Here is a 22051-nt window from a genome sequence, read left to right as displayed (position 1 = left end):
TTTTTTACACATGAATTCTATTAAACCGATTTTAATAAAGCGTAAAAATTCGTATCATATGGGATATCATCTTGATACATATAATTTTTTAGAACTCCTTCTTTTTCAAAACCTAGTTTTAATAGCACTTTATTGGAAGCTTCATTTTCAAGAAATACAATTGCCCCAATCCGCTTTAAATGAATCGTATGGAAACCGTATGATATAACCTCAGAAACAGCTTCAGTCGCATATCCTTTTCCCCAGTGTTCAGGCAAAAAGGCATAACTTATATTGGCTCGTTTATGCTCAGAAGACCAATCGTGAAAACCAATGGTACCGATGAGTTCTTTCTTGTCTTTTAATTCGATTCCCCATTTTATACCGTTTCTTGCATTGTAACTCAACTTAAAGTTATGAATGATTTGTTTCACTTGATCAACATCTTGTAACGGTTTTTGGCCATAATAGCGCAGTACATTAGTATTAGAAAAGCATTGTAGTATACGCGGTGCATCTTCTTCGGTAAGTTCTCTTAAAATAAGTCTTTCAGTTTTTAATAAAGGAAACATATTTTCGCTCCTTTTCACATGAAAATAGAATGTATTTGTTATTATATAATTTAATCTGAAAATAAAGATTATTCAAGGTGTAAGGGTAGATTTGATTTATGATAAACTTAGATGTGGAATATATTTCAAAAAAGAGGTTTGGAAATGGAAAAAAATTCGATATTAATTGTAGATGACGATAAAGATATTATTCAATTTATTAATGTGAATTTAAAACAAGAAGGTTTTAAAGTTTTTAGTGCTCATAACGGAGAAGAGGCTTTAGAAATAATAAATAATAACAGTATTCAACTTGCTATTTTGGATATTATGATGCCTCAAATGGATGGTATAGAACTTTGTAGAAGGATTAGAGAGAAACATAGTTTACCAATTATGTTTTTAAGCGCGAAATCATCGGATGTAGATAAGGTAATTGGATTTAGTACTGGGGCAGATGATTATATTGTGAAGCCGTTCAGTACAATTGAATTTATCGCAAGAGTGAAAGCTCAATTAAGAAGGTATACATATTTCAATCAAAATGCTCCCCAAGTAATGGAAAAGAAAATAAATATTAGAGGTTTAGAAATAGATGAAGTGTCGAGAACAGTAATGTTATATGGAGAAAGAATCAATCTTACGAAAACTGAATATGATATTTTACACTTAATGGCAGCTGCAAGGAATCGTGTGTTCACAATTGAAGAAATATATGAGAGCGTTTGGAACGAAAGAGCCTATGAAAGTAATAATACAGTAATGGTTCATATTGCAAGATTGAGAAATAAAATTGAAGAGAATCCAAAAGAACCGAAGTTTATTCAAAATGTTTGGGGAGTCGGATATAAAATTGAAGATTAAATCATTACAAGGCATTAGAGCTAAGTTTTTTATCGCATTCATATGTAGCATCTTGTTAGCGACTGTAAGTATAATAGTGTTTCAAATTTTAGTTGGAAATATATATAGTCAGGTTAATGTTTTAGAGGAAAAATATTCATTTTTATATTTTATAGTTTTTTTGATTTTTACTACAACATACTTTGCATGTATGACAAAAACACTGATGAAAAGGTTGTCTCAAATTAACAAGAACCTGAAGGAAATAAGTGACGGTAATTTTGAAATACATATACCTATTTTGAAAAATGACGAGATTGGTGAACTAGCGGCAAATGTTAATAGAATGGCGAAAAGCTTAAAAGAGTCTATCGAGAATGAAAAAAAATCACAGGAAATGAAAAATGAAATGATTAGTAATATTTCTCATGATTTACGAACGCCAGTAACATCTTTAATCGGTTATGCGGACCTGTTAGGAAATAAACTTCATTCGAATGGAGAGGAATGTGAACAGTATGTAAGTATATTAAAGCGAAAAAGTTATGAATTAAAACATCAAATAGATGATTTATTAGAATACTGTCAAATAAATTATAGAGAGATTGAATTACATAAAGATGAAGTAGATATGAAAGCATTAATTGAACAAATCATGATTGACTTTGTACCACAATTAGATGATGCTAATATGAGCTTTTATATTAAAAGTGATGAAGTGTTGCATGTAGAAGTTGATGTAGCACTTATAGTGAGACTATTTGAAAATGTAATAGGTAATAGTATTATGTATGGAAAAGATGGAAAGGAAATTGCAATTGAAATTTCCAATAAAACAATGAATGTTGAAGTAGAAATTAAAAATTTTGGACAATGCATTCCGAAAGAGGACCTTCCTTACGTTTTTGAGAAATTTTATCGTAGTGAAAAATCACGTAGTTCTCATACGGGCGGGAAAGGAATAGGACTTGCAATTTCAAAAAGTATAGCCGATCTCCATCAAGGGGATATCACTGTACGTAGTAACGATAAAGAAACAGTTTTTACTGTGAAATTACCGCAGTATAAAAAAGTAAGAAAGTCGTAAGTATTTCTTTTATATGTCGTAATTTTTACTTTGTATCATTGAGAAAAAGGATATGAGAGTAGGGACGCGACATGTGGAAGGCATTTTTATTAGTAATTATAGTTTCTTTTTTAATTATAAGTTGGATCTTAGTTTATGTAGCTAATGGTGTTACATCAGTTTTTGTTTGGTGGAGTATACAGGCTTTTAGTTTTATTTCAGTTTTCCTCTTGGTAGGATCAGTAATAATATTTTTTTGGAAAGGCATTTTTAGAAAGCGGATAGATAGAACGCTATTTTTAATCATTCTGTTTTCTATCATTGGAGCTTGGCCTGTCGGTTGGTTTGCTAATATAGGTAGAATTGCTTATCCAGCAGATATACAATCTATGAGTCCTAAAGCAGTAGTTCGTTTTCCTTTGAATGAGCGAGCATTAATAGGTTGGGGTGGTGATCGGTTAGAAATGAACTATCACGTTATAAAACCAAATGAAAGGTGGGCATATGATATTCTCATTCCACCTGCTGAAGTGAAAAGTAGTAAGTTAGAGGATTACGGAATATATGGAGCGAAAGTAATGGCACCAGCTTCTGGGACGGTTGTATCAATTAATAATAATGAACAAGATTTAGTTCCGGGATCGGATAATTTTCAGTCAATGGCTGGGAATCATATTTATTTACGACTAGATGAAACGGGCACATTTTTAATTCTTGCCCATTTAAAGAAAGGATCAATTAATGTGAGAGAAGGACAACATGTAAATGAAGGAGAATTTCTTGCTCAAGTCGGTAACTCAGGAAGTTCAAGTGAGCCGCATTTACATATTCATCATCAAAGGCAAGATCCGTCCAAGGTAAGTATGTTTTTTGCGGAAGGATTGCCACTTTACTTTCGAACTGAAAATGGTGTCATGATGCCGGAAAGAGGGACATACACAAGTGGTAACTAGAAGAAAATCATTTCATCCAAAAAGGGTACTCCAAATTAAAATTGGAATACCCTTTTTTCATTACCCTACAAATGTTTGATACAGTAAGAAGATATTTAAAACGATAACGAGTGCTGCAATTATCCAAGCGATAAATGTTGTTATACGGTGGTTAACGAGTGTACCCATAATCTTTTTGTTACTTGTAAACATAATAAGTGGCACTAGTGCAAATGCAATACCGAATGATAAGACGACTTGGCTCATGACTAGAGCGTAAGTTGGATTTACACCTAAAGCGATAATAACTAATGGTGGAATCATTGTAATAAATCGGCGTAAGTATAACGGAATATGCATGCGAATGAAACCTTGCATAATAATATCACCCGACATTGTACCGACAGAAGAGCTAGATAGTCCTGCTGATAAGAGCCCAATTCCAAACAAAGCAGCTGATACAGGACCTACTAAGTTGGTAAATTGAGTGTAAGCAACATCTAAATCTTCAACGTGCAAGCCGTTTTTAAAGAATAGTGCAGCAGCAACAATTAACATACTTGCATTAATTGCTCCAGCAATAACCATTGCAATAATAATATCGATAAATTCGAAACGAAAAATCTTTTTCTTTTGTTCGTCAGTTGTTCCGACCACACGGCGTTGTGTTAATGCAGAATGCAAGTATATTGCATGCGGCATAACTGTCGCACCTAAAATCCCTGCTGCAAGTAATATACTGTCTACACCTTGGAATTTTGGAATAAATAGTCCTGAAAGAAGGGGACTTAATTCTGGTTTTGCATAAAAAACTTGAATCCCAAAAGCAATTACTACAATGAAAATCATTCCTGTAATAATAGCTTCTAGTGGACGAAATCCTCTACGTTGAAATTCAAGGATAATAAATGATCCGGCTGCTGTAATTAAAGCGGCAGGTAGCATCGGGATTCCAAATAGTAAGTAAAGCCCCAATGCAGCTCCAATAAATTCCGCTAAATCTGTAGCCATAATAACTAGTTCACCTTGTATCCATAAACCGATAGACACAGGCTTTGGAAAGTTTTCACGAGCTATTTCGGGTAAATTGTTTCCTGTAGCAATTCCTAATTTAGCTGATAAAGTTTGGATTAATACAGCCATTAAGTTAGAGGCGAGTATAACCCATAATAGTAAATATCCATATTGTGAACCAGCTGCGATATTTGTAGCAAAGTTGCCAGGATCAATATAAGCAACGGACGCTATAAAAGCGGGTCCTAAAAATGGTAACAGTCTTTTCCAGCCTTTTGTTTCTCCACTTAAAGCTAAGTGAGCTGATTGTACGGTTGTACTTTCAGAAGGGAGATGTTCATCTTTTGTTATATCTTTATTCATAGTAGTTTTCCCCTTTAAAATGTTAACTTGATGAAATTATTGTATTTATTCTTACTCATTATTTCAATACATTTAGATATGTTATATGATAATTTCATTTGAACACGAAAGTTTCCTTAATGCAAATTATATGCCTTTATGCAATGGATGGTGTGATAACGTAAAATAAATTGGGAGTTTATGGTGTGATGACGTGGGGAAACATAATAAATTAAAGGGTCAATTTTGAAATTTATGTGAACATAAAGCCGATAATCCAGCATATTAATTGATGGAATTGCATTTGTATGATATATAATATATTGGGATTACAACATAACCATAGTGTTTTGATGTGTAATCTTGTTTTTTATTTTTGTTAACTGATAGAAAATAGTATAAAGAAAAGAAAATGGGATTCATTTTCTTATTATATATGTTTTGATATGAACGTTAACTTATACATGATTTTAAAAATTAGATAGGTGGTAGAAATACATTGGCAACTACAAAACCATACAGAGTATTACTATATTACATGTACACAACAATTGAAAACCCAGAAGAATTCGCGGCAGAGCATTTAGAATTTTGTAATTCACTTGAATTAAAAGGAAGAATTCTTGTAGCGAAAGAAGGTATTAACGGAACTTGTTCTGGAACTGTAGAACAAACAGAGAAATACATGGAAGCAATGAACAATGATCCACGTTTTGACGGTATCGTATTTAAAATAGATGAAGCTGATGGTCATGCATTCAAGAAAATGCACGTGCGTCCTCGTCCAGAGTTAGTTACACTTCGTCTAGAAGATGACATTAACCCACACGAAATAACTGGGAAGTATTTAGAGCCAAAAGATTTTTATGAAGCAATGAAACAAGAAGATACAGTTATCATTGATGCACGAAATGATTATGAATTTGATTTAGGTCACTTCAAAGGTGCGATTAAACCTGATATCGAATCATTCCGTGAATTACCAGATTGGATTCGTGAAAACAAAGAAGTACTTGAAGGTAAAAAGATTTTAACTTATTGTACAGGCGGAATTCGTTGTGAGAAGTTTTCTGGTTGGTTAGTTCGCGAAGGCTATGAAGATGTAAGTCAGCTTCACGGCGGAATTGTAACGTACGGAAAAGACCCAGAGGTACAAGGTGAGCTTTGGGATGGACAATGTTACGTGTTCGATGAGCGTATTGCTGTACCAGTAAACCAAAAAGAACATGTTATCGTTGGTAAAGACCACTTTACAGGTGAACCTTGTGAGCGCTATGTAAACTGTTCAAATCCAGAATGTAATAAGAAAATTTTATGTTCTGAAGAAAACGAAGCGAAATATTTACGTGCATGTTCTCATGAATGTCGTGTAAGTCCACGTAACCGCTACGTAATACAACATGAATTAACGGAAGAGCAAGTAGCTGCTGCATTAGAGCAAATCGAAGCAGGGAAGTAAACTGAATTCGTATAATAAAAGGGGTACTCCAAGTTTTATTTTGGAGCACCCTTTTTTTATTATCCGGTCCTGTCATTTGTCGGTAAGTCGATATATTAAAAAAATCGCTGATATATTTCGAGTTGCGCCGATATAATCGGAAAATCGCTCATAAAAATTTCACCTACTGCAGCGCGCCAAGAATTTGAAAATAACCTTTTTTAATTTTTATCTTCTTTCTCTTTAACGGCAGAAAGTACAGTTTGTTTTACCCAAGCTTTTCTTCGTTTATGTTGTAGACCCCATTGGTATAAACTTTGGGCTCCTAAAATAAGTGAAATGACAATGCCGCTAATCGCAATTAATAGAGCGAAAAATTCAAGAGGTGACGATATTTTGTTTGAATCGGTGTTTCTTAAAAGGTCAATCATAGTAAACCCTAACATTTGGCCCACTACAGAGTAGAGCGTTAAAATTAATAATAAGAGGCTATCTTTTTTAGAGGCGACATTTTCTTGATATTTAAACAAACTATCAAGATTTTGTTTCGCGTTCGAGTATAGAACCTCAATATTAAAAAGTTTTCTTAAACGAAAGAAAATATCTTCACTTTGTGATTGGGATACTAATTCTAAAGAAAAATAATTAGCAGTGAACGAATTGATCGAATAAATTAATTTCTCTATTTCATTAGTATCTTGTTCAATGTTTAGCTCAGCATAGGCGTTAGCCATTTTTAATAAAACAATTTTATGGAATAGGTTTAATAATAAAGCGTAATAAAATTCTCCGTACATTTGACTAGCAAGTTTAGCGATTTTACGTTCTCCTTCATTTGTTACACATGTAAAAATATGTTCTTCCATTATGAAATAACGATTTGGAGCCCATCTCTGGTAAGCGTGTTTTTTTAAATAGTCATGAATGTAAGGAAGGTTATTTGCGCTCACATATGGCTTACCATCACTTGTTAATCCGGAAAGACTAGAAGTACGATAAACATCCACTTCATTAAGCTCCATACCTTCTTTTAGTGACAATAAAGTTTGGACGTACATTCTTTGGTCTTCGAAGAAAGGGAAGGTTTGAAAGTATGAACTTCTTAATCTCTTCTTTTCAAAGAAATCAGTTACACCATGAAATAAATAACCAAAAATGAATTTTTCAACTTGGGAATACTTTTTTCCGTTACATTCAATACAAATAGTCTCATTTGTATCATTTTTAGTTTCAAGTACACGGAAGCGAGCAGCGAATTCGATTGCTTCAGATAAAGTCATGTTTGGAGCAGTGTTTACTTCTGTTCGAATTGTTAAGAAGCCAAGTTCATAAGGACAAAGTGTGACATCAATAGAGTGTATCTTGAATGGAATTGAAATAAGGTTTGTTGTTAAATGTCCAGTTAAGTTAAGGTCCTTTGAATAACGTTGCAAGCCCTTTTGATGCTCTGAGTGAGGAAAGAGAATTTTATTTGTAAATGAAAGATAGTATGCTTCCATATTTTGATGTGAAACTTTAAACTCCCCATAATATGTATTTTCATCATCGAGATGATCGAGCCGAAAAGGACGAAAATCGTTTTTTTGTAAGAAAGGGAACATCTCTTGTTCATATCCAGCTTTAAACGAAAACGGGAATATAAATTGAAATATAGCTGTTGCTACACCTTTTTCCTCAATTGATTGTATTGCCTCCATCTACATTGTGTCCTTTCCATATATGCTATAGAAACAACATGCCCAAATTTATTTGAAAATAACCACTCTTTTATACTCAATTGAGAGTGAAAATTCAGCTTATTTAGCAGGGAACATGTATAATGTTATGTATACTAAAAGTTATAAAATTGTATTTTGAAAAGGGGGATGCTGTATGCGGATTTTAGTATTAGGCGCTGGTGGAGTCGGAGGATTTTTTGGTGGCAGATTAGTCGAGAAGGGAGAAGATGTCACGTTTCTTGTTCGTAGTAAACGGAAAAAACAATTAGAGGAAAGAGGACTTGTAATCCGAAGTGTTAACGGGGATTTTTCCTTCCGACCGAAATTAATAACGAAAGAAGAGCGAACTTCTCCATTTGATGTTATTTTATTTTCAACAAAAGCGTATCACTTAAACGAGGCAATTCAAGATTTGAAGCCGTTTGTTGGCGAAAATACTGTAATCATTCCATTGTTAAATGGTATCGCTCATTTATCGCTATTACAAAAAGAATTCGGCGAAGAAAAAGTAATTGGCGGTTTATGCTTTATCGAGACGACGTTAAACGATCAAGGAGAAATTGTACAAACCAGCGCTGCCAACAGACTTGTGTTTGGAGAAATTAAGTCTCAAAATTCAGAGAGAGTAAAGCATATTTCTAAAGCATTTTCAGGTACGAAATCTAGTTTTGTTTTAAGTGAAAATATTACGCAAGATATGTGGCATAAATATTTATTTATTACTGTAATGTCAGGTGTGACAACGTTAATGCGTGCACCAATTGGACCAATCCGTGAAAGTGAAGGCGGCCGTGATTTTATCCGTAATGTGTTTGAGGAATCTGTACAAATCATGAGAGTATTAGGAGCTCCAGTAAAGGCTAATATTGCCCAGGAACATATGAAAACGATTGATAAAATTTCGTATGATATGAAGTCATCAATGCAACGTGATATGGAAAAGGGTTCGTTTATTGAAGGGAAGCACTTGCAAGGATATTTACTGGATGTAGCAGAGAAATTTTCTATAGCGGCACCATTATTAGAATCTATATATCAAAATTTAAAGGTGTATGAAGAGATGACCTTTAACAAATCTGTAATAGAATTAGATGTATGAAAAAATAAAAAAGATAGCAATATATAAGTGTATTGCTATCTTTTTTATTTTTTTGTATGACAAATTATTTATTTCTTTTCGTTCTATCTGTCAAATTTATTTCCTGTTCACGTTTACCATATAACTGATTAATTTCATTTGCTACTGCATCTAAATATGAATCGGAAAAAATAGGCTTCTTTTCTTTAGACATATGGGTCTCCTTTGCGGATTTTTAATATTCATTATGTATATTTCTCAGCGGATTATGCGCAATCATTTTAATTTTTTTCTTATTAAAAATTTTTGTTTACTTTTTGAAAATAAAGGAGTATTATAATCCACAGTTTCAATTTTCTAAATCGCTGAAACCGCATGGTACGGGGGACCCGTTTTTACGGATTAGTACATAATCCGATGGGGTGAATCCTTGAAAAAGGTAGGGCTACTCATAGGCCCGAATCCGACAGCTAACCTCGTAAGCGTTATATTGAGAAGGAAGGTGGAGCTTGTGCGACAAAAAAAATAATGTCTACAAGTCTATTTCGCTATGGCTTGTAGACATTTTTTGTTTTCTGAAGAAATCGTTTACTGGCTGTAACAAGCAGAAAAGTTCGTACAAAATTATTGGAGAGTGGACAGCATTGGTTTCATCTATTAAAAGATTTTTAATTGGAAGACCGTTAAAATCAACAGAGCTTGGAGAACAAAAGCTTAATAAAACGAAAGCTTTAGCTATTTTATCTTCTGACGCATTGTCATCAGTTGCTTACGGTCCAGAACAAATTTTAATTGCTTTAGCAGGTGTGGGAGCGATCGCTTATTGGTATTCCATTCCGATCGCTGTTGGGGTATTAGTATTATTGACAGCCCTTATTTTATCTTATCGTCAAATTATTTTTGCTTATCCGCATGGCGGGGGAGCGTATGTTGTATCAAAAGAAAATTTAGGGATGAATCCAGGCTTAATTGCTGGAGGATCTTTATTAGTCGACTATATTTTAACTGTTGCGGTAAGTGTATCTGCAGGTACAGATGCGCTAACATCTGCTTTTCCTAGTTTACATGCACATAATGTAATCATTGCGATTATATTTGTTATATTTATTACGATCTTAAATTTAAGAGGAGTAACGGAATCAGCTTCTGTTTTAGCATATCCTGTTTATTTATTTGTTTTAGCCCTATTTATATTAATTGGTGTAGGCATATATAATATTTTGACTGGTCACGTTTCACCAACTTTACACACGCCGATCGGAACGCCGGTTGCGGGTATTAGTTTGTTTTTACTGTTAAGAGCATTTGCATCAGGTAGTTCTGCTTTAACAGGTGTTGAAGCAATTTCAAACGCAATTCCGAACTTTAAAGATCCTGCGCCAAGCAATGCTGCAAAAACATTGCTTGCAATGGGTGCATTACTTGCTGTGTTATTTTCAGGAATTGTATTTTTAGCTTATTATTACGGAGTAACGCCGAGTAAAGAAGTAACAGTTGTTTCTCAAATTGCTGAACAAACATTTGGACGTAATTTCATGTACTATTTCATACAAGGTACAACAGCTTTAATATTAATTCTCGCAGCTAATACAGGCTATTCTGCATTTCCTTTATTAGCGGTTAACCTCGCAAAAGATAAATTCATACCGAGAATGTTTACGATTAGAGGAGACCGTCTAGGTTACTCAAACGGTATTATAATACTTGGAGTTGCTTCGATTATTTTAATTGTAGCTTTCCAAGGACAAACAGAACATTTAATTCCGTTATATGCAGTAGGGGTATTTATTCCATTTACACTTTCTCAAACAGGGATGGTATTAAAGTGGCTTCGCGAAAAACCTGAAGGATGGGTTTTAAAATTAACGGTTAATTTAATTGGTGCAGTTATTAGTTTTATCGTAATGAGCATGTTCTTTTTAACTAAATTTGCACAAGTTTGGTCGATTCTTATTTTCTTACCTGCTATTATCTTCTTGTTTCATCGAATTAAGAAGCATTATGATGCAGTGGGTGATCAATTAAGTTTAAAAACTTGTGAACCTCTTATTCCAATTGAGGGGAATGTAATTGTCGTTCCTGTAGCAGGTATGACGCATGTAGTAGAAAATTCATTGAACTATGCGAAATCACTTTCTGCAGATCAAGTTATCGCTGTATATGTTGCTTTTGACAGAGAAGAGGAAAAGAAATTTGAAGAGAAATGGAAGGTGTGGCAACCTGAAGTAAGGCTTGTTACATTACATTCTCATTATAGAAGTATTATTCAGCCGTTAACGAAGTTCATTGATACAGTGCAATATAAGGCAAGTGAATCGAATTACCGCGTTACGGTCGTTATACCACAGTTCATTCCGAAAAAAGGTTGGCATAACATTCTTCATAATCAATCCAGTTTACTCATACGTGCGTATTTACTTTATAAAAGAAATGTTGTTATTACGACAGTTCCATATCATTTGAAAAAATAAGAAGATTTTTGAAGGATAGCTTCGTGAAAATGAAGCTATCCTTTTTGTGTATATGCTATGCATAATTGCATGTGAGCTTAAAAATTATATCGATATAATTTTATCGGTTATTTGCAAGTAGTGTTTTCTGTTGTGATATGTAGATATTTCAATCAATAAAGTGAATCGGATTATATTTTGAAATAAGGACATGAAAGCTTGAAAATAAAGGGAATGAAAATACTTCTTTACGTTATATAAACAGCTGTGTTTAAATGACCTTACAGTACAAAACATATATGAAAACAAAACGAAATTTCATATTTACGCATGTTGTTTAGTTTGAAATGAATAATATTTTTACGTAATATATTCACTATGTGAATGTGGGAATTTCTATAAAATAGAAAATTTATACAATGTTATTCATACTAAACACATATGAAAAATAATAAAATGTTTTGTGACGATAAGTAAGTACTGTAGCAATACGAGAGAGGTGGTTCATACATGGATCACGGTGAGAACGTTCTCTATTTTAATCATCTCAAATTATGGGCAAGAAAATAGAATAATAAAATGCGATAGTAATAGTTGCTAATACATAGGAGGAGTTAAAGTGAAAAAGACTTTAATTACAGGGTTATTGGTTACAGCAGTATCTACGAGTTGCTTCATTCCTGTAAGCGCTTACGCTAAGGAGGGGCAAACAGAAGTGAAAACAGTATATGCGCAAAATGTAATTGCTCCAAATACATTATCCAATTCAATTAGAATGTTAGGATCACAATCACCGCTTATTCAAGCATACGGATTAATTATCTTGCAACAGCCAGACATTAAGGTAAATGCGATGAGTAGCTTAACGAATCATCAAAAGTTTGCAAAGGCGAATGTACGAGAATGGATTGATGAATATAATCCGAAGCTAATTGACTTAAATCAAGAAATGATGAGATACAGCACTAGATTTAATAGCTATTATAGTAAGCTCTATGAACTAGCAGGAAACGTAAATGAAGATCAGCAAGCAAAAGCAGATTTTATGAGTGCATATGGAAAATTACAATTGCAAGTACAAAGCATCCAAGAGAGTATGGAGCAAGATTTATTAGAGTTAAATCGATTTAAAACAGTATTAGACAAAGATAGTAACAACTTATCAATTAAAGCCGATGAAGCAATAAAAACACTGCAAGGATCAAGTGGAGATATTGTGAAATTAAGAGAAGATATTAAAAGAATTCAAGGGGAAATTCAAGCTGAACTAACTACTATTTTGAATAGACCTCAAGAAATCATTAAAGGTTCTATTAATATCGGTAAACAAGTATTTACAATCACAAATCAAACTGCACAAACGAAAACAATCGATTTTGTTTCTATCGGTACTTTAAGTAATGAAATTGTAAATGCTGCAGATAGTCAAACGAGAGAAGCAGCTCTTCGCATTCAACAAAAGCAAAAAGAGTTATTACCACTTATTCAAAAGTTATCACAAACTGAAGCAGAGGCGACTCAAATTACATTCGTTGAAGATCAAGTAAATAGCTTTACAGAATTAATTGATCGTCAAATTACAACTTTAGAAACGTTATTAACGGATTGGAAAGTTTTAAATAATAATATGATTCAAATTCAAACAAATGTTGAAGAAGGTACGTATACAGACAGTAGTTTACTTCAAAAACATTTCAATCAAATTAAAAAAGTAAGTGATGAAATGAATAAGCAAACAAATCAATTTGAAGATTACGTTACAAACGTTGAAGTACATTAAACAGAAAAATAATTAGCGATATAGGGAGAGAAGAAAAATGACAAAAAAACCTTATAAAGTAATGGCTCTATCAGCACTGATGGCAGTATTTGCAGCAGGAAATATTATGCCGGCTCATACGTATGCAGCTGAAAGTACAGTGAAACAAGCTCCAGTTCATGCGGTAGCAAAAGCTTATAATGACTATGAAGAATACTCATTAGGACCAGAAGGCTTGAAAGATGCAATGGAAAGAACAGGTTCAAATGCTTTAGTAATGGATCTGTACGCTTTAACAATTATTAAACAAGGTAATGTTAACTTTGGAAATGTATCGTCTGTTGATGCGGCTTTAAAAGGGAAAGTAATTCAGCACCAAGATACAGCTAGAGGAAATGCGAAGCAATGGTTAGATGTATTAAAACCACAGCTTATTTCAACGAATCAAAATATCATTAACTACAATACGAAATTCCAAAACTATTATGATACTTTAGTTGCTGCAGTTGATGCAAAGGATAAAGCGACTCTTACGAAAGGCTTAACTAGATTATCAAGTAGTATTAATGAAAATAAAGCGCAAGTGGATCAGTTAGTAGAAGACTTGAAGAAATTCCGAAATAAAATGACTTCGGATACGCAAAACTTCAAGGGTGATGCAAATCAAATTACATCTATATTAGCTAGTCAAGATGCAGGAATTCCGCTTCTGCAAAATCAAATTACAACGTACAATGAAGCGATTAGTAAATATAATGCAATTATTATCGGTTCATCTGTTGCGACAGCTCTAGGACCAATTGCAATTATCGGTGGTGCAGTAGTTATTGCTACGGGTGCAGGAACACCGCTAGGAGTAGCATTAATTGCAGGTGGTGCAGCAGCTGTAGGCGGTGGTACAGCTGGAATCGTATTAGCGAAGAAAGAGCTTGATAATGCACAAGCAGAAATTCAAAAGATAACAGGACAAGTTACAACTGCGCAATTAGAAGTAGCAGGATTAACGAACATTAAAACACAAACAGAGTATTTAACAAATACAATTGATACTGCAATTACAGCGTTACAAAATATTTCAAACCAATGGTACACAATGGGATCAAAATACAATTCTTTACTTCAAAATGTGGATTCAATTAGTCCAAACGATCTTGTTTTCATTAAAGAAGATTTAAACATTGCGAAAGATAGCTGGAAAAACATTAAAGACTATGCAGAAAAGATTTATGCTGAAGATATTAAAATAGTAGATACGAAAAAAGCATAATCGAATACGAATCGTTAGGGCGTTAAGTGTTGATGAATGATTTGAAGCTCCTGTTCAGTTGTGAGCAGGAGCTTTTGATATCCTTATAAAGAGAATAGGTGAAAAATATGCAGAAACGATTTTATAAAAAATGTCTTTTAGCGGTAATGATTGCTGGGGTGGCAACGAGTAACGCATTTCCTTTACATCCTTTTGCAGCAGAACAAAATGTAACGGTGCTACAAGAAAATGTGAAAAACTATTCTCTTGGACCAGCAGGATTCCAAGATGTAATGGCACAAACGACATCAAGCATATTTGCAATGGATTCATATGCAAAATTAATTCAAAATCAACAAGAGACGGATTTAAGTAAAATAAGTTCGATTAATAGTGAATTTAAAGGAAATATGATTCAGCATCAAAGAGATGCAAAAATTAATGCAGCATATTGGTTAAATAATATGAAGCCTCAAATTATGAAAACAGATCAAAATATTATAAATTACAATAATACTTTTCAATCGTATTATAATGACATGTTAATAGCGATTGATCAAAAGGATAGCGGAAAATTAAAAGCGGATTTAGAAAAGTTGTATGCAGATATTGTAAAGAATCAAAATGAGTTAGATGGATTATTAGGAAATTTGAAAGCTTTTCGCAATAGAATGGCGAAAGATACAAATAGTTTCAAAGAAGATACAAATCAGTTAACAGCGATATTGGCAAGTACGAATGCTGGTATTCCAGCTCTAGAGCAACAAATAAATACATATAACGATTCGATTAAAAAGAGTAATGATATGGTCATTGCTGGTGGCGTACTTTGTGTAGCATTAATAACATGTCTTGCTGGCGGGCCGATGATCGCGGTTGCGAAAAAAGATATCGCAAATGCAGAAAGAGAAATCGCTAATTTAAAAGATAGAATTTCAGGAGCGCAAGCAGAAGTCTTAATTTTGACTGATGTAAAAAATAAAACAACAAATATGACAGAAACAATTGATGCAGCAATTACAGCACTACAAAACATATCAAATCAATGGTATACAGTAGGTGCAAAATATAATAATTTACTACAAAACGTAAAAGGAATTAGTCCGGAAGAGTTTACGTTTATAAAAGAAGATTTACATACAGCGAAAGATAGCTGGAAAGATGTAAAGGATTATACAGAAAAATTACATGAAGGCGTGGCGAAGTAAACAGTGGACTAGTTCTGCTGTTTATTTTTTTATCCTGTTTTTTGTGAGAGTTGAACTTGCAATTATATATAAGTTTGTCATGTGTTTTATCCATGTGTGTATAAAAATCTTTTCGTTATCGCTCCCTTTGATAGAATCTATTTTTATATGGTTTTTTACCGAATTTTTTAAAAATTAAATTTTATGGCTTGATAATTCATTTAAAATGATTTAATCTTATGTCAAATGATATGTTTATCTATCAAAAATGCTTTTGTAAAGATAAAGGAGTGATTGAGAATGTTAAACGCCCCATTGATGGTAAGTCTTTAGGTACAGCAGCATTGAAAAGATTGGGAAGAAATGAGTGAGCTTTCACAATAAAGAACTCTATAACTTTATGTAGTGTTTGATACCCTTCGATTAGATTTTTTGAAAAACAAATCAATATTAATTGAATCAAAGTTTAGAAATTAAATATATGAGTAGTAGAAAAAATCCATTAGTTGTTATCATGTTCTAATAAAAAATGGGAAATGGAAATTCTGAGAAAACCTGTTCAGAAAGTAAGTTAGTGAGGGGAATTCAAAACCAATTTAATAAAAGCGAGGTAAATAATATGACTTTTGAAGAAAAATTACAAGCATATGCAGAACTTACGGTGAAAATCGGTGTCAATATTCAACCAGGGCAATACTTATTAGTCAATACATCAGTGGATGCATTGGATTTCGCCCGTATAGTTGTGAAAGAGGCTTATAAGGCTGGGGCAGGGCGTGTTCATGTTAATTTTTCGGATGAAGAAATGGAACGTGCTTACTTTGATTATGCCTCAGATGAAGAATTTAATCGCTTCCCAGAGTGGATAGTCAAAATGAATGATGAGCTGATCGAACGTAAAGGAGCACTATTAATGATAGATGCTACAGATCCTGATAAATTTACAGGTATTTCATCTGATCGTCTAGCTACCTATCAAAAGGTAGCAGGAGCTGCTCTGAGAAACAATCGCAACGCCGTAATGAAGGATTCAATAGCTTGGTCGATGGTAGCAGTTCCTTCACCAAAGTGGGCATCGAAGGTGTTCCCGGATTTAGCAGCAGAGGATCAAGTACCAGCATTATGGGAGGCTATTTTTAAAGCTGTTCGTATTGGTGAAGGCAGTACTATTGAAAAATGGCGTGAACATGTAACAAATTTAGAATCTCGTGCGGTCCTACTGAACGATAAAAAATATATGAAGCTTCACTATACAGCGCCAGGTACTGATTTAACAATTGCATTAGCACCACAGCATAAATGGGTTACTGGAGGTGGTAAAACTCCTGATGATACTATCTTTATGGCTAATATGCCGACAGAAGAGGTTTATACGTTACCGATGAAACAAGGTGTAAATGGCTATGTAAGCAATACAAAACCATTAGTTTATCAAGGGAATATTATCGATGGCTTTAAACTGACATTTGAAGAAGGAAAAATTGTTAAAGCTGAAGCACAGGTAGGACATGATTTATTACAAGAGCTTATTAATGTGGATGAAGGCTCTTGCTATTTAGGTGAAGTAGCACTTGTACCACATGAATCACCAATTTCAGCATCGGGAATTTTATATTTTAATACATTGTTTGATGAAAATGCATCGAACCATTTAGCGATTGGTAAAGCTTATCCAACTTGCTTAGAGGGTGGAAGAGATTTAGAAAACGATCAGCTTGAAACGTTAGGGGCAAATATTTCAGTAACACATGAGGACTTTATGATTGGCAGCAGTGAGATGGACATCGACGGTATTCTACCAGATGGAACTGTAGAACCAATTTTCTGTAAAGGTAGCTGGGCATTTTAAGTTTTTAATTTGAATAAAGGAGTAGAGTGGATGAAACGGTTACTAAGCATAATTAGTGCAACTATATAGGTGTTTCATCTGCTTTTGCTTAGGCTGAAAACTACCTCTTTAATTAGAAATAAAATGCATGCAAAGGAGATAGGCCAATGAATTTCTGGGAAGTTGTTTTGATAGTAGTGAATTTTAGTCTATTGAGTTGGATACTGTTAATAGGCAGAGAAACGAAAAAGTGGTCTAAATTAGCTACTTTGATTGCCGTTGTAATGGTTACAGTTCAGTTATTGGCAGAAGGTTTTAGGTGGCAGATGATTCCGGCATATGTATCCCCAGTTATCTTAATTTTATGCTATTTATTAGCTGGGCGGAAAAAGGGCTTTAGAAGTTCGGGTATATTCATAGTTAAGACTTCGTTACTATGTATCTATTTGTCTGTAGCAGTTGCGTTACCCTTACTTATGCCAGTATTTTCATTTGAAGAACCAACTGGTCCACATAGGGTCGGTACGAAGCTATATCATTGGGTTGATCATCAGAGAAATGAACCATATTCAAAAAATCCAAACGATCGGCGCGAACTGATGGTGCAAATTTGGTATCCTGCAGCTGAAAAAAGCAAGGGGGATCCAGAACCTTATATTCGTAACATAAATGAGCTCTCCAAGGGATTGGAAAAAACATTGTCTATTCCTGCATTTGCATTCAGCCACATGGAATTGGTAAAGTCTCATTCGTTTATGGATTTACAACTCTCAGACTCAGAGAATCACTATCCCATATTACTCTTCTCTCATGGTTTTAATGGTTTTCGTAATCAAAACACGTTTCAAGTTGAGGAGTTGGCTAGTCAAGGATATATTGTTCTAAGTATCGATCATACCTTTGATGCTGCAGCTACCGTCTTTCCAGGTGGTCGAACTGCTTACGTACAGCCCATCAATTTAACTGATGAAGGAGATAGTCACATAAAATTATGGGAGGAAGATGTCAGCTTTGTCCTTAATCAGATAGAGAAACTTAACGAAAACGATGAGACCGGTTTCTTTACAGGAAGACTGGATACCTCGCGAATTGGAATGTTTGGCCACTCTTACGGTGGAGCTACCGCAGCACAAATACTTGCAAAAGATTCTCGTGTCAAAGCAGCTATCAATATGGATGGTACATTGTATGGTGAAATCTTGCCTGAAAGTGGCATTGGAAAACCATTTCTGCTCATGAATGCAGAAGAGCCTGATGAAGCAGATCCCTTTGAAGTGAGGGAGCGATACGGACGCGGGTTAGCTGGCGGTGGTATGTCAATGGTCATTCCTCATACGGATCATACAAGCTTTACCGATTTACATTTGTTCTCACCTCTGTTGCAGAGCCCAGGTGAAAATCCAAAGGAAGTTCATCGTATTATTAACGAATTCAGCCTGGCATTTTTTGACCAGTATGTAAAACAGAAGGATGACGGCTCAACCCTTAAAAGGCTGATAACCCAATACCCGGAAGTGAATTTTAAAATAAACCGATAACTTTATGCAGAAAGTAACTCGTACCATTTCCTTTGGCTCTTGTATTTATTACATTAAAGAATTTAATTTCTTCATCGTTATCTAAATAATGAAATACTAAAAATGAAACATTCAAAGTACTATCAGTTTCAGGAATATAATTCTTTTTGAAAAGCTACATTCAGCAGCTGGACACTTTATTTGAGATTGTTTATTATAATATCAAATGATATATTTATCTATCAAAAATGACGACTTTATATAGAAAAAGGGAGAGATTGACGATGAAGAAAGACTTGTCAGCGTTGAAGGAAGCGAGATTTAATGCAATTCTTGATTCAGCTACTATATTGCTTGTTGAAAATCCTACTGCTTCGATGAATGAAATTGCGGAATATGCGGGAATTGGAATTGCTACACTCCATCGCTACGTCGAAAGCAGGGAGAAATTGATGCTGTTCTTGGGCCATCGGGCTATACAACTGGTAAGTGATACTGTAAACCAGATTCCACTGGATGAGGAAAGAAGCGAAAACTATATCCCGGAACTCATTGAAGCGTTAATCCCTTTAGGTGACAAAATCTATTTTCTAGGTCATGATGCATCTGTATTTAACAACAAAGAATTAGGTGAAGCAGAAGAGAAGCTGAGGGAACCCTTAAGACGCGTTATTGAATTGCTACAACAAAGAGGTTACTTTCAGCAAACAGTTAGCAGTGAATGGATTTTGAATACGCTTTATGCTCTGCTTTTCCATACCTGGGAACAGGTACATGAAGGAAATGTGGCTAAAAAATCTGCTGCAGAGCTTGTTTTAAATACATTTTATTATGGTTTCAAAGCTAAGGATGAATTGAGAGGGAAGTGAACTGATTCAAATTCAAATCCATGATAATTAATATTAATAATATAGAAAGTGAAAAGGAGCAATAGGATAATGAATAAAATCTCTATTGTAAAGGCTGTTCATCAATCCATGGTCGGCGCCCAGCTAAATGTAATGGCATTGGAATACATGGCGTTTCCACTTGCAGGATCTGAGGAGAAGAACACAGTCGATTGGACATTTTGTAAGCTATGGCGGCAGGAGAACAACCGTTTTAGTCATCAATACGCCTATGAAGCTCAAATGGACGGGAAAACTTTAGGGATGATTACTTGCTATCCCATACCCGTTTTAAATCGTCTTGCCTGGCCCACTTTTAAACAGCTGCTTTCGTTCCGAAAGCTGGGTTTTGTTGTTTATAACATTCTGAATATCAAAATGCTTTATTCCATGTTTACCTTGAGGGAGGGAGAAGATGACGAGTTTCACATCGGAACAATTGCCTTACTGCCCGAAAGTCGAGGACTAGGGATAGGTACCAGATTAATTGAGTTTGCTGAGGAACAAGCTTCGCTGCAAGGCTTTGCCAAATGCTCTCTAACGGTAAAGAAAGAGAACCAACTTGCCATTAAATTGTATCAGAGGATAGGCTACCAGATTACAGGTGAAATCAATAAACCAAAGTTATCGTTGTACAGAATGGTCAAAAACGTAGAACCTTACAACCATTTATAAAAAATTTGTACAGTATTAGAGGGTACCAGCACATGCCCATAAGCTTAAGGATTCAAAATTACCCCAAAGTAAAAAATGTACATTTTTTATAAGTTAACACAAAATTTTAGCTTGATAGTGATGGGATGAGGCTTCTATATAAAAAAACACAGTTTACACTCAAACTGTGTTTTTTCGACGTATAATGCTTTATCAACATCTCTTTTTATTCTTTAAAATCTGCAACAGAACCAGGCCCCTCCTCAAAGTATAAATTCCAAGGGAGGAACCGTTTTTTTATTTACTTATATACGTACAGCTGTACCACTGACAGCAACCATTAACATTCCATCACGTACAACTTCGTAATCTACGTCAATGCCGACGATAGCGTTCGCACCTTTTTGTTTTGCAAGTTCTTTCATTTCGTCCATTGCAATATCACGAGCGTCTTTTAGCTTACTTTCATAAGCACCAGCACGGCCACCGACAACATCACGAACTGAAGCGAATAAATCGCGGACAATGTTTGCACCCATAATAGCTTCACCATTTACAATATCAATATACTCAATAATTTCTTTACCTTGAATTCCAGAAGTTGTTGTTACAATCATGACTGACACTCTCCTAATAAGTTGTAGTTTTGATAAGATTTCTTATGCCTTAGAAAAAGTGGTTCTGGTGCCAAAAATACTCGATAGAAACATAGAGTATTTTTGCATCAAAACCTTCAATTACATATGTCTTGTTATGACATATGCAATTAAATAAAAGGAATAAAATTGTTTAACATATGTATCGCTATAACATATGCAAGGGATCTATTAGAAATAAGATAAGCCGCAGTAAGCATCACTGTGCCAGGTAAATATATAGCAAGATCCGAAAGTTGATTTGAATGAAGACCTGCAAAAATTATAATCGAAACGATGGATGCAATAGCAGTACCAACATATTCCGAAAAACGATTTACTAATATATGACGAAATATAATTTCTTCAATTATTGGTCCTATAATCCCAAATAGAAGTAATGTGAATATAATAGGCATCTCTGCGCCATTTGTAAGGATCTGTTCTTGGTTCTCTGGCTGACCTGTATTTAGAAAATGCATAATAGAATTTTCCACAATTATCATAAGTAAAACTACCATAGGAATGCTTACTATTTTCAAAATTGTTTTCTCTTTAAAATAAGTAAAACTTTCAATAATTTCTTTCCTAAAGAAAATGATTCCTACAATAGCAGGTACAGTCAAACCGATGGCACTAAGAGCAAATTCTGATTCAACTAAGTTGCTGTTAGTTAAAAGGGAGATGCCAAATAATATGAACAAGCCAATTTGAAGTAGTGCAAACAGTATATAAACTATTAGCATAACAAGTTCTTTTGTATTCATTTTTATAAAGCTCACTTTATTACCTCCATAATGAAATTACTTAGAATCTTTGATTTTTCTTGTTGCATTAGGTTCTCCTTCTAAAATATATTTATTTAATACCGAACCGGACCGTTCGGTTCGGAAACTAATGATACTATAAGTTTCTAGTTTTTTAAAC

At 34.2% G+C, this 22051-nt stretch carries 19 protein-coding genes and 1 riboswitch; of the genes, 13 read left to right on the top strand and 6 right to left on the bottom strand.

Annotated features, from left to right (window positions below; genetic code table 11):
- Nucleotides 1-20: 20 nt before the first annotated feature.
- On the bottom strand, nt 21-551 hold the full coding sequence (locus ACTFR3_RS07595; protein WP_000484220.1) for a GNAT family N-acetyltransferase: 531 nt from the start codon (nt 549-551) through the stop codon (nt 21-23).
- Between the two features lie 144 nt (nt 552-695).
- Here ACTFR3_RS07595 and ACTFR3_RS07590 point away from each other — a divergent pair, with 144 nt between their 5' ends.
- From ACTFR3_RS07590 to ACTFR3_RS07580, 3 genes are all read left to right on the top strand, one after another.
- Nucleotides 696-1394, top strand: a complete 699-nt coding sequence (locus tag ACTFR3_RS07590; protein WP_000414517.1) for a response regulator transcription factor — start codon at nt 696-698, stop codon at nt 1392-1394.
- The gene (locus tag ACTFR3_RS07585) at nt 1360-2460 is read left to right on the top strand and encodes a HAMP domain-containing sensor histidine kinase (RefSeq protein ID WP_162837403.1); all 1101 of its coding nucleotides are present in this window, start codon (nt 1360-1362) and stop codon (nt 2458-2460) included. Before ACTFR3_RS07590 ends, ACTFR3_RS07585 begins: the two co-directional genes overlap by 35 nt.
- Before the next feature lie 71 nt (nt 2461-2531).
- On the top strand, nt 2532-3392 hold the full coding sequence (locus ACTFR3_RS07580) for a M23 family metallopeptidase (protein WP_000265298.1): 861 nt from the start codon (nt 2532-2534) through the stop codon (nt 3390-3392).
- 60 nt (nt 3393-3452) lie between these two features.
- Here ACTFR3_RS07580 and ACTFR3_RS07575 read toward each other — a convergent pair whose 3' ends face one another.
- Nucleotides 3453-4748: an Nramp family divalent metal transporter gene (locus tag ACTFR3_RS07575; RefSeq protein WP_440044327.1), complete on the bottom strand. Its 1296-nt coding sequence runs from the start codon at nt 4746-4748 to the stop codon at nt 3453-3455.
- Between the two features lie 478 nt (nt 4749-5226).
- On the opposite strand from ACTFR3_RS07575, the gene trhO reads away from it, so the two are divergent.
- On the top strand, nt 5227-6186 hold the full coding sequence (gene trhO, locus ACTFR3_RS07570; RefSeq protein WP_000246231.1) for an oxygen-dependent tRNA uridine(34) hydroxylase TrhO: 960 nt from the start codon (nt 5227-5229) through the stop codon (nt 6184-6186).
- A 200-nt stretch (nt 6187-6386) separates the two neighbouring features.
- On the opposite strand, the gene ACTFR3_RS07565 is transcribed toward trhO, so the two are convergent.
- Nucleotides 6387-7862, bottom strand: a complete 1476-nt coding sequence (locus ACTFR3_RS07565) for a hypothetical protein (protein WP_025710134.1) — start codon at nt 7860-7862, stop codon at nt 6387-6389.
- A gap of 175 nt (nt 7863-8037) precedes the next feature.
- Here ACTFR3_RS07565 and panE point away from each other — a divergent pair, with 175 nt between their 5' ends.
- Entirely contained in the window at nt 8038-8982 is a 945-nt protein-coding gene (gene panE / locus ACTFR3_RS07560) for a 2-dehydropantoate 2-reductase (RefSeq protein WP_001221912.1), read from the top strand.
- A gap of 64 nt (nt 8983-9046) precedes the next feature.
- Here the strand turns inward: panE and ACTFR3_RS07555 are convergent, their stop codons facing one another.
- Nucleotides 9047-9175: a hypothetical protein gene (locus ACTFR3_RS07555; RefSeq protein WP_000031873.1), complete on the bottom strand. Its 129-nt coding sequence runs from the start codon at nt 9173-9175 to the stop codon at nt 9047-9049.
- Nucleotides 9176-9314: 139 nt separating this feature from the next.
- Nucleotides 9315-9461, top strand: a riboswitch (cyclic di-AMP (ydaO/yuaA leader).
- A gap of 144 nt (nt 9462-9605) precedes the next feature.
- Between ACTFR3_RS07555 and ACTFR3_RS07550 the strand changes: the two genes are divergently transcribed.
- From ACTFR3_RS07550 to ACTFR3_RS07515, 8 genes are all read left to right on the top strand, one after another.
- A complete protein-coding gene (locus ACTFR3_RS07550) occupies nt 9606-11432 on the top strand; it encodes an APC family permease (protein WP_440044384.1) in 1827 nt (608 codons plus the stop codon).
- A gap of 598 nt (nt 11433-12030) precedes the next feature.
- Nucleotides 12031-13191, top strand: coding sequence for a non-hemolytic enterotoxin NHE subunit A (nheA, locus tag ACTFR3_RS07545; RefSeq protein ID WP_000751828.1), 1161 nt, complete (start codon nt 12031-12033; stop codon nt 13189-13191).
- 37 nt (nt 13192-13228) lie between these two features.
- Entirely contained in the window at nt 13229-14437 is a 1209-nt protein-coding gene (nheB, locus tag ACTFR3_RS07540) for a non-hemolytic enterotoxin NHE subunit B (RefSeq protein ID WP_255913579.1), read from the top strand.
- Nucleotides 14438-14544: 107 nt separating this feature from the next.
- Nucleotides 14545-15624, top strand: a complete 1080-nt coding sequence (nheC, locus tag ACTFR3_RS07535) for a non-hemolytic enterotoxin subunit C (RefSeq protein WP_440044326.1) — start codon at nt 14545-14547, stop codon at nt 15622-15624.
- 598 nt (nt 15625-16222) lie between these two features.
- A complete protein-coding gene (locus ACTFR3_RS07530; protein ID WP_088362310.1) occupies nt 16223-17452 on the top strand; it encodes an aminopeptidase in 1230 nt (409 codons plus the stop codon).
- A gap of 146 nt (nt 17453-17598) precedes the next feature.
- Nucleotides 17599-18969 carry an alpha/beta hydrolase family protein gene (locus tag ACTFR3_RS07525; RefSeq protein ID WP_001012297.1) on the top strand — a complete coding sequence of 457 codons (1371 nt, stop codon included), beginning with the start codon at nt 17599-17601 and terminating at the stop codon, nt 18967-18969.
- Nucleotides 18970-19232: 263 nt separating this feature from the next.
- A complete protein-coding gene (locus tag ACTFR3_RS07520; RefSeq protein WP_000710981.1) occupies nt 19233-19817 on the top strand; it encodes a TetR/AcrR family transcriptional regulator in 585 nt (194 codons plus the stop codon).
- 69 nt (nt 19818-19886) lie between these two features.
- The gene (locus ACTFR3_RS07515) at nt 19887-20510 is read left to right on the top strand and encodes a GNAT family N-acetyltransferase (protein ID WP_001033857.1); all 624 of its coding nucleotides are present in this window, start codon (nt 19887-19889) and stop codon (nt 20508-20510) included.
- Nucleotides 20511-20794: 284 nt separating this feature from the next.
- Here ACTFR3_RS07515 and ACTFR3_RS07510 read toward each other — a convergent pair whose 3' ends face one another.
- Both ACTFR3_RS07510 and ACTFR3_RS07505 read right to left on the bottom strand, forming a co-directional pair.
- On the bottom strand, nt 20795-21106 hold the full coding sequence (locus ACTFR3_RS07510; protein WP_000637505.1) for a heavy metal-binding domain-containing protein: 312 nt from the start codon (nt 21104-21106) through the stop codon (nt 20795-20797).
- Nucleotides 21107-21255: 149 nt separating this feature from the next.
- Entirely contained in the window at nt 21256-21906 is a 651-nt protein-coding gene (locus tag ACTFR3_RS07505; protein ID WP_000008141.1) for a CPBP family glutamic-type intramembrane protease, read from the bottom strand.
- Between the last annotated feature and the right edge of the window lie 145 nt (nt 21907-22051).

It is taken from the genome of Bacillus cereus group sp. MYBK14-1 (genome assembly GCF_051916885.1).
Lineage (GTDB): Bacteria > Bacillota > Bacilli > Bacillales > Bacillaceae_G > Bacillus_A > Bacillus_A cereus.
The sequence above is the reverse complement of the archived record's forward strand: the minus strand, read 5'-3'. Positions and strand labels throughout refer to the sequence as shown.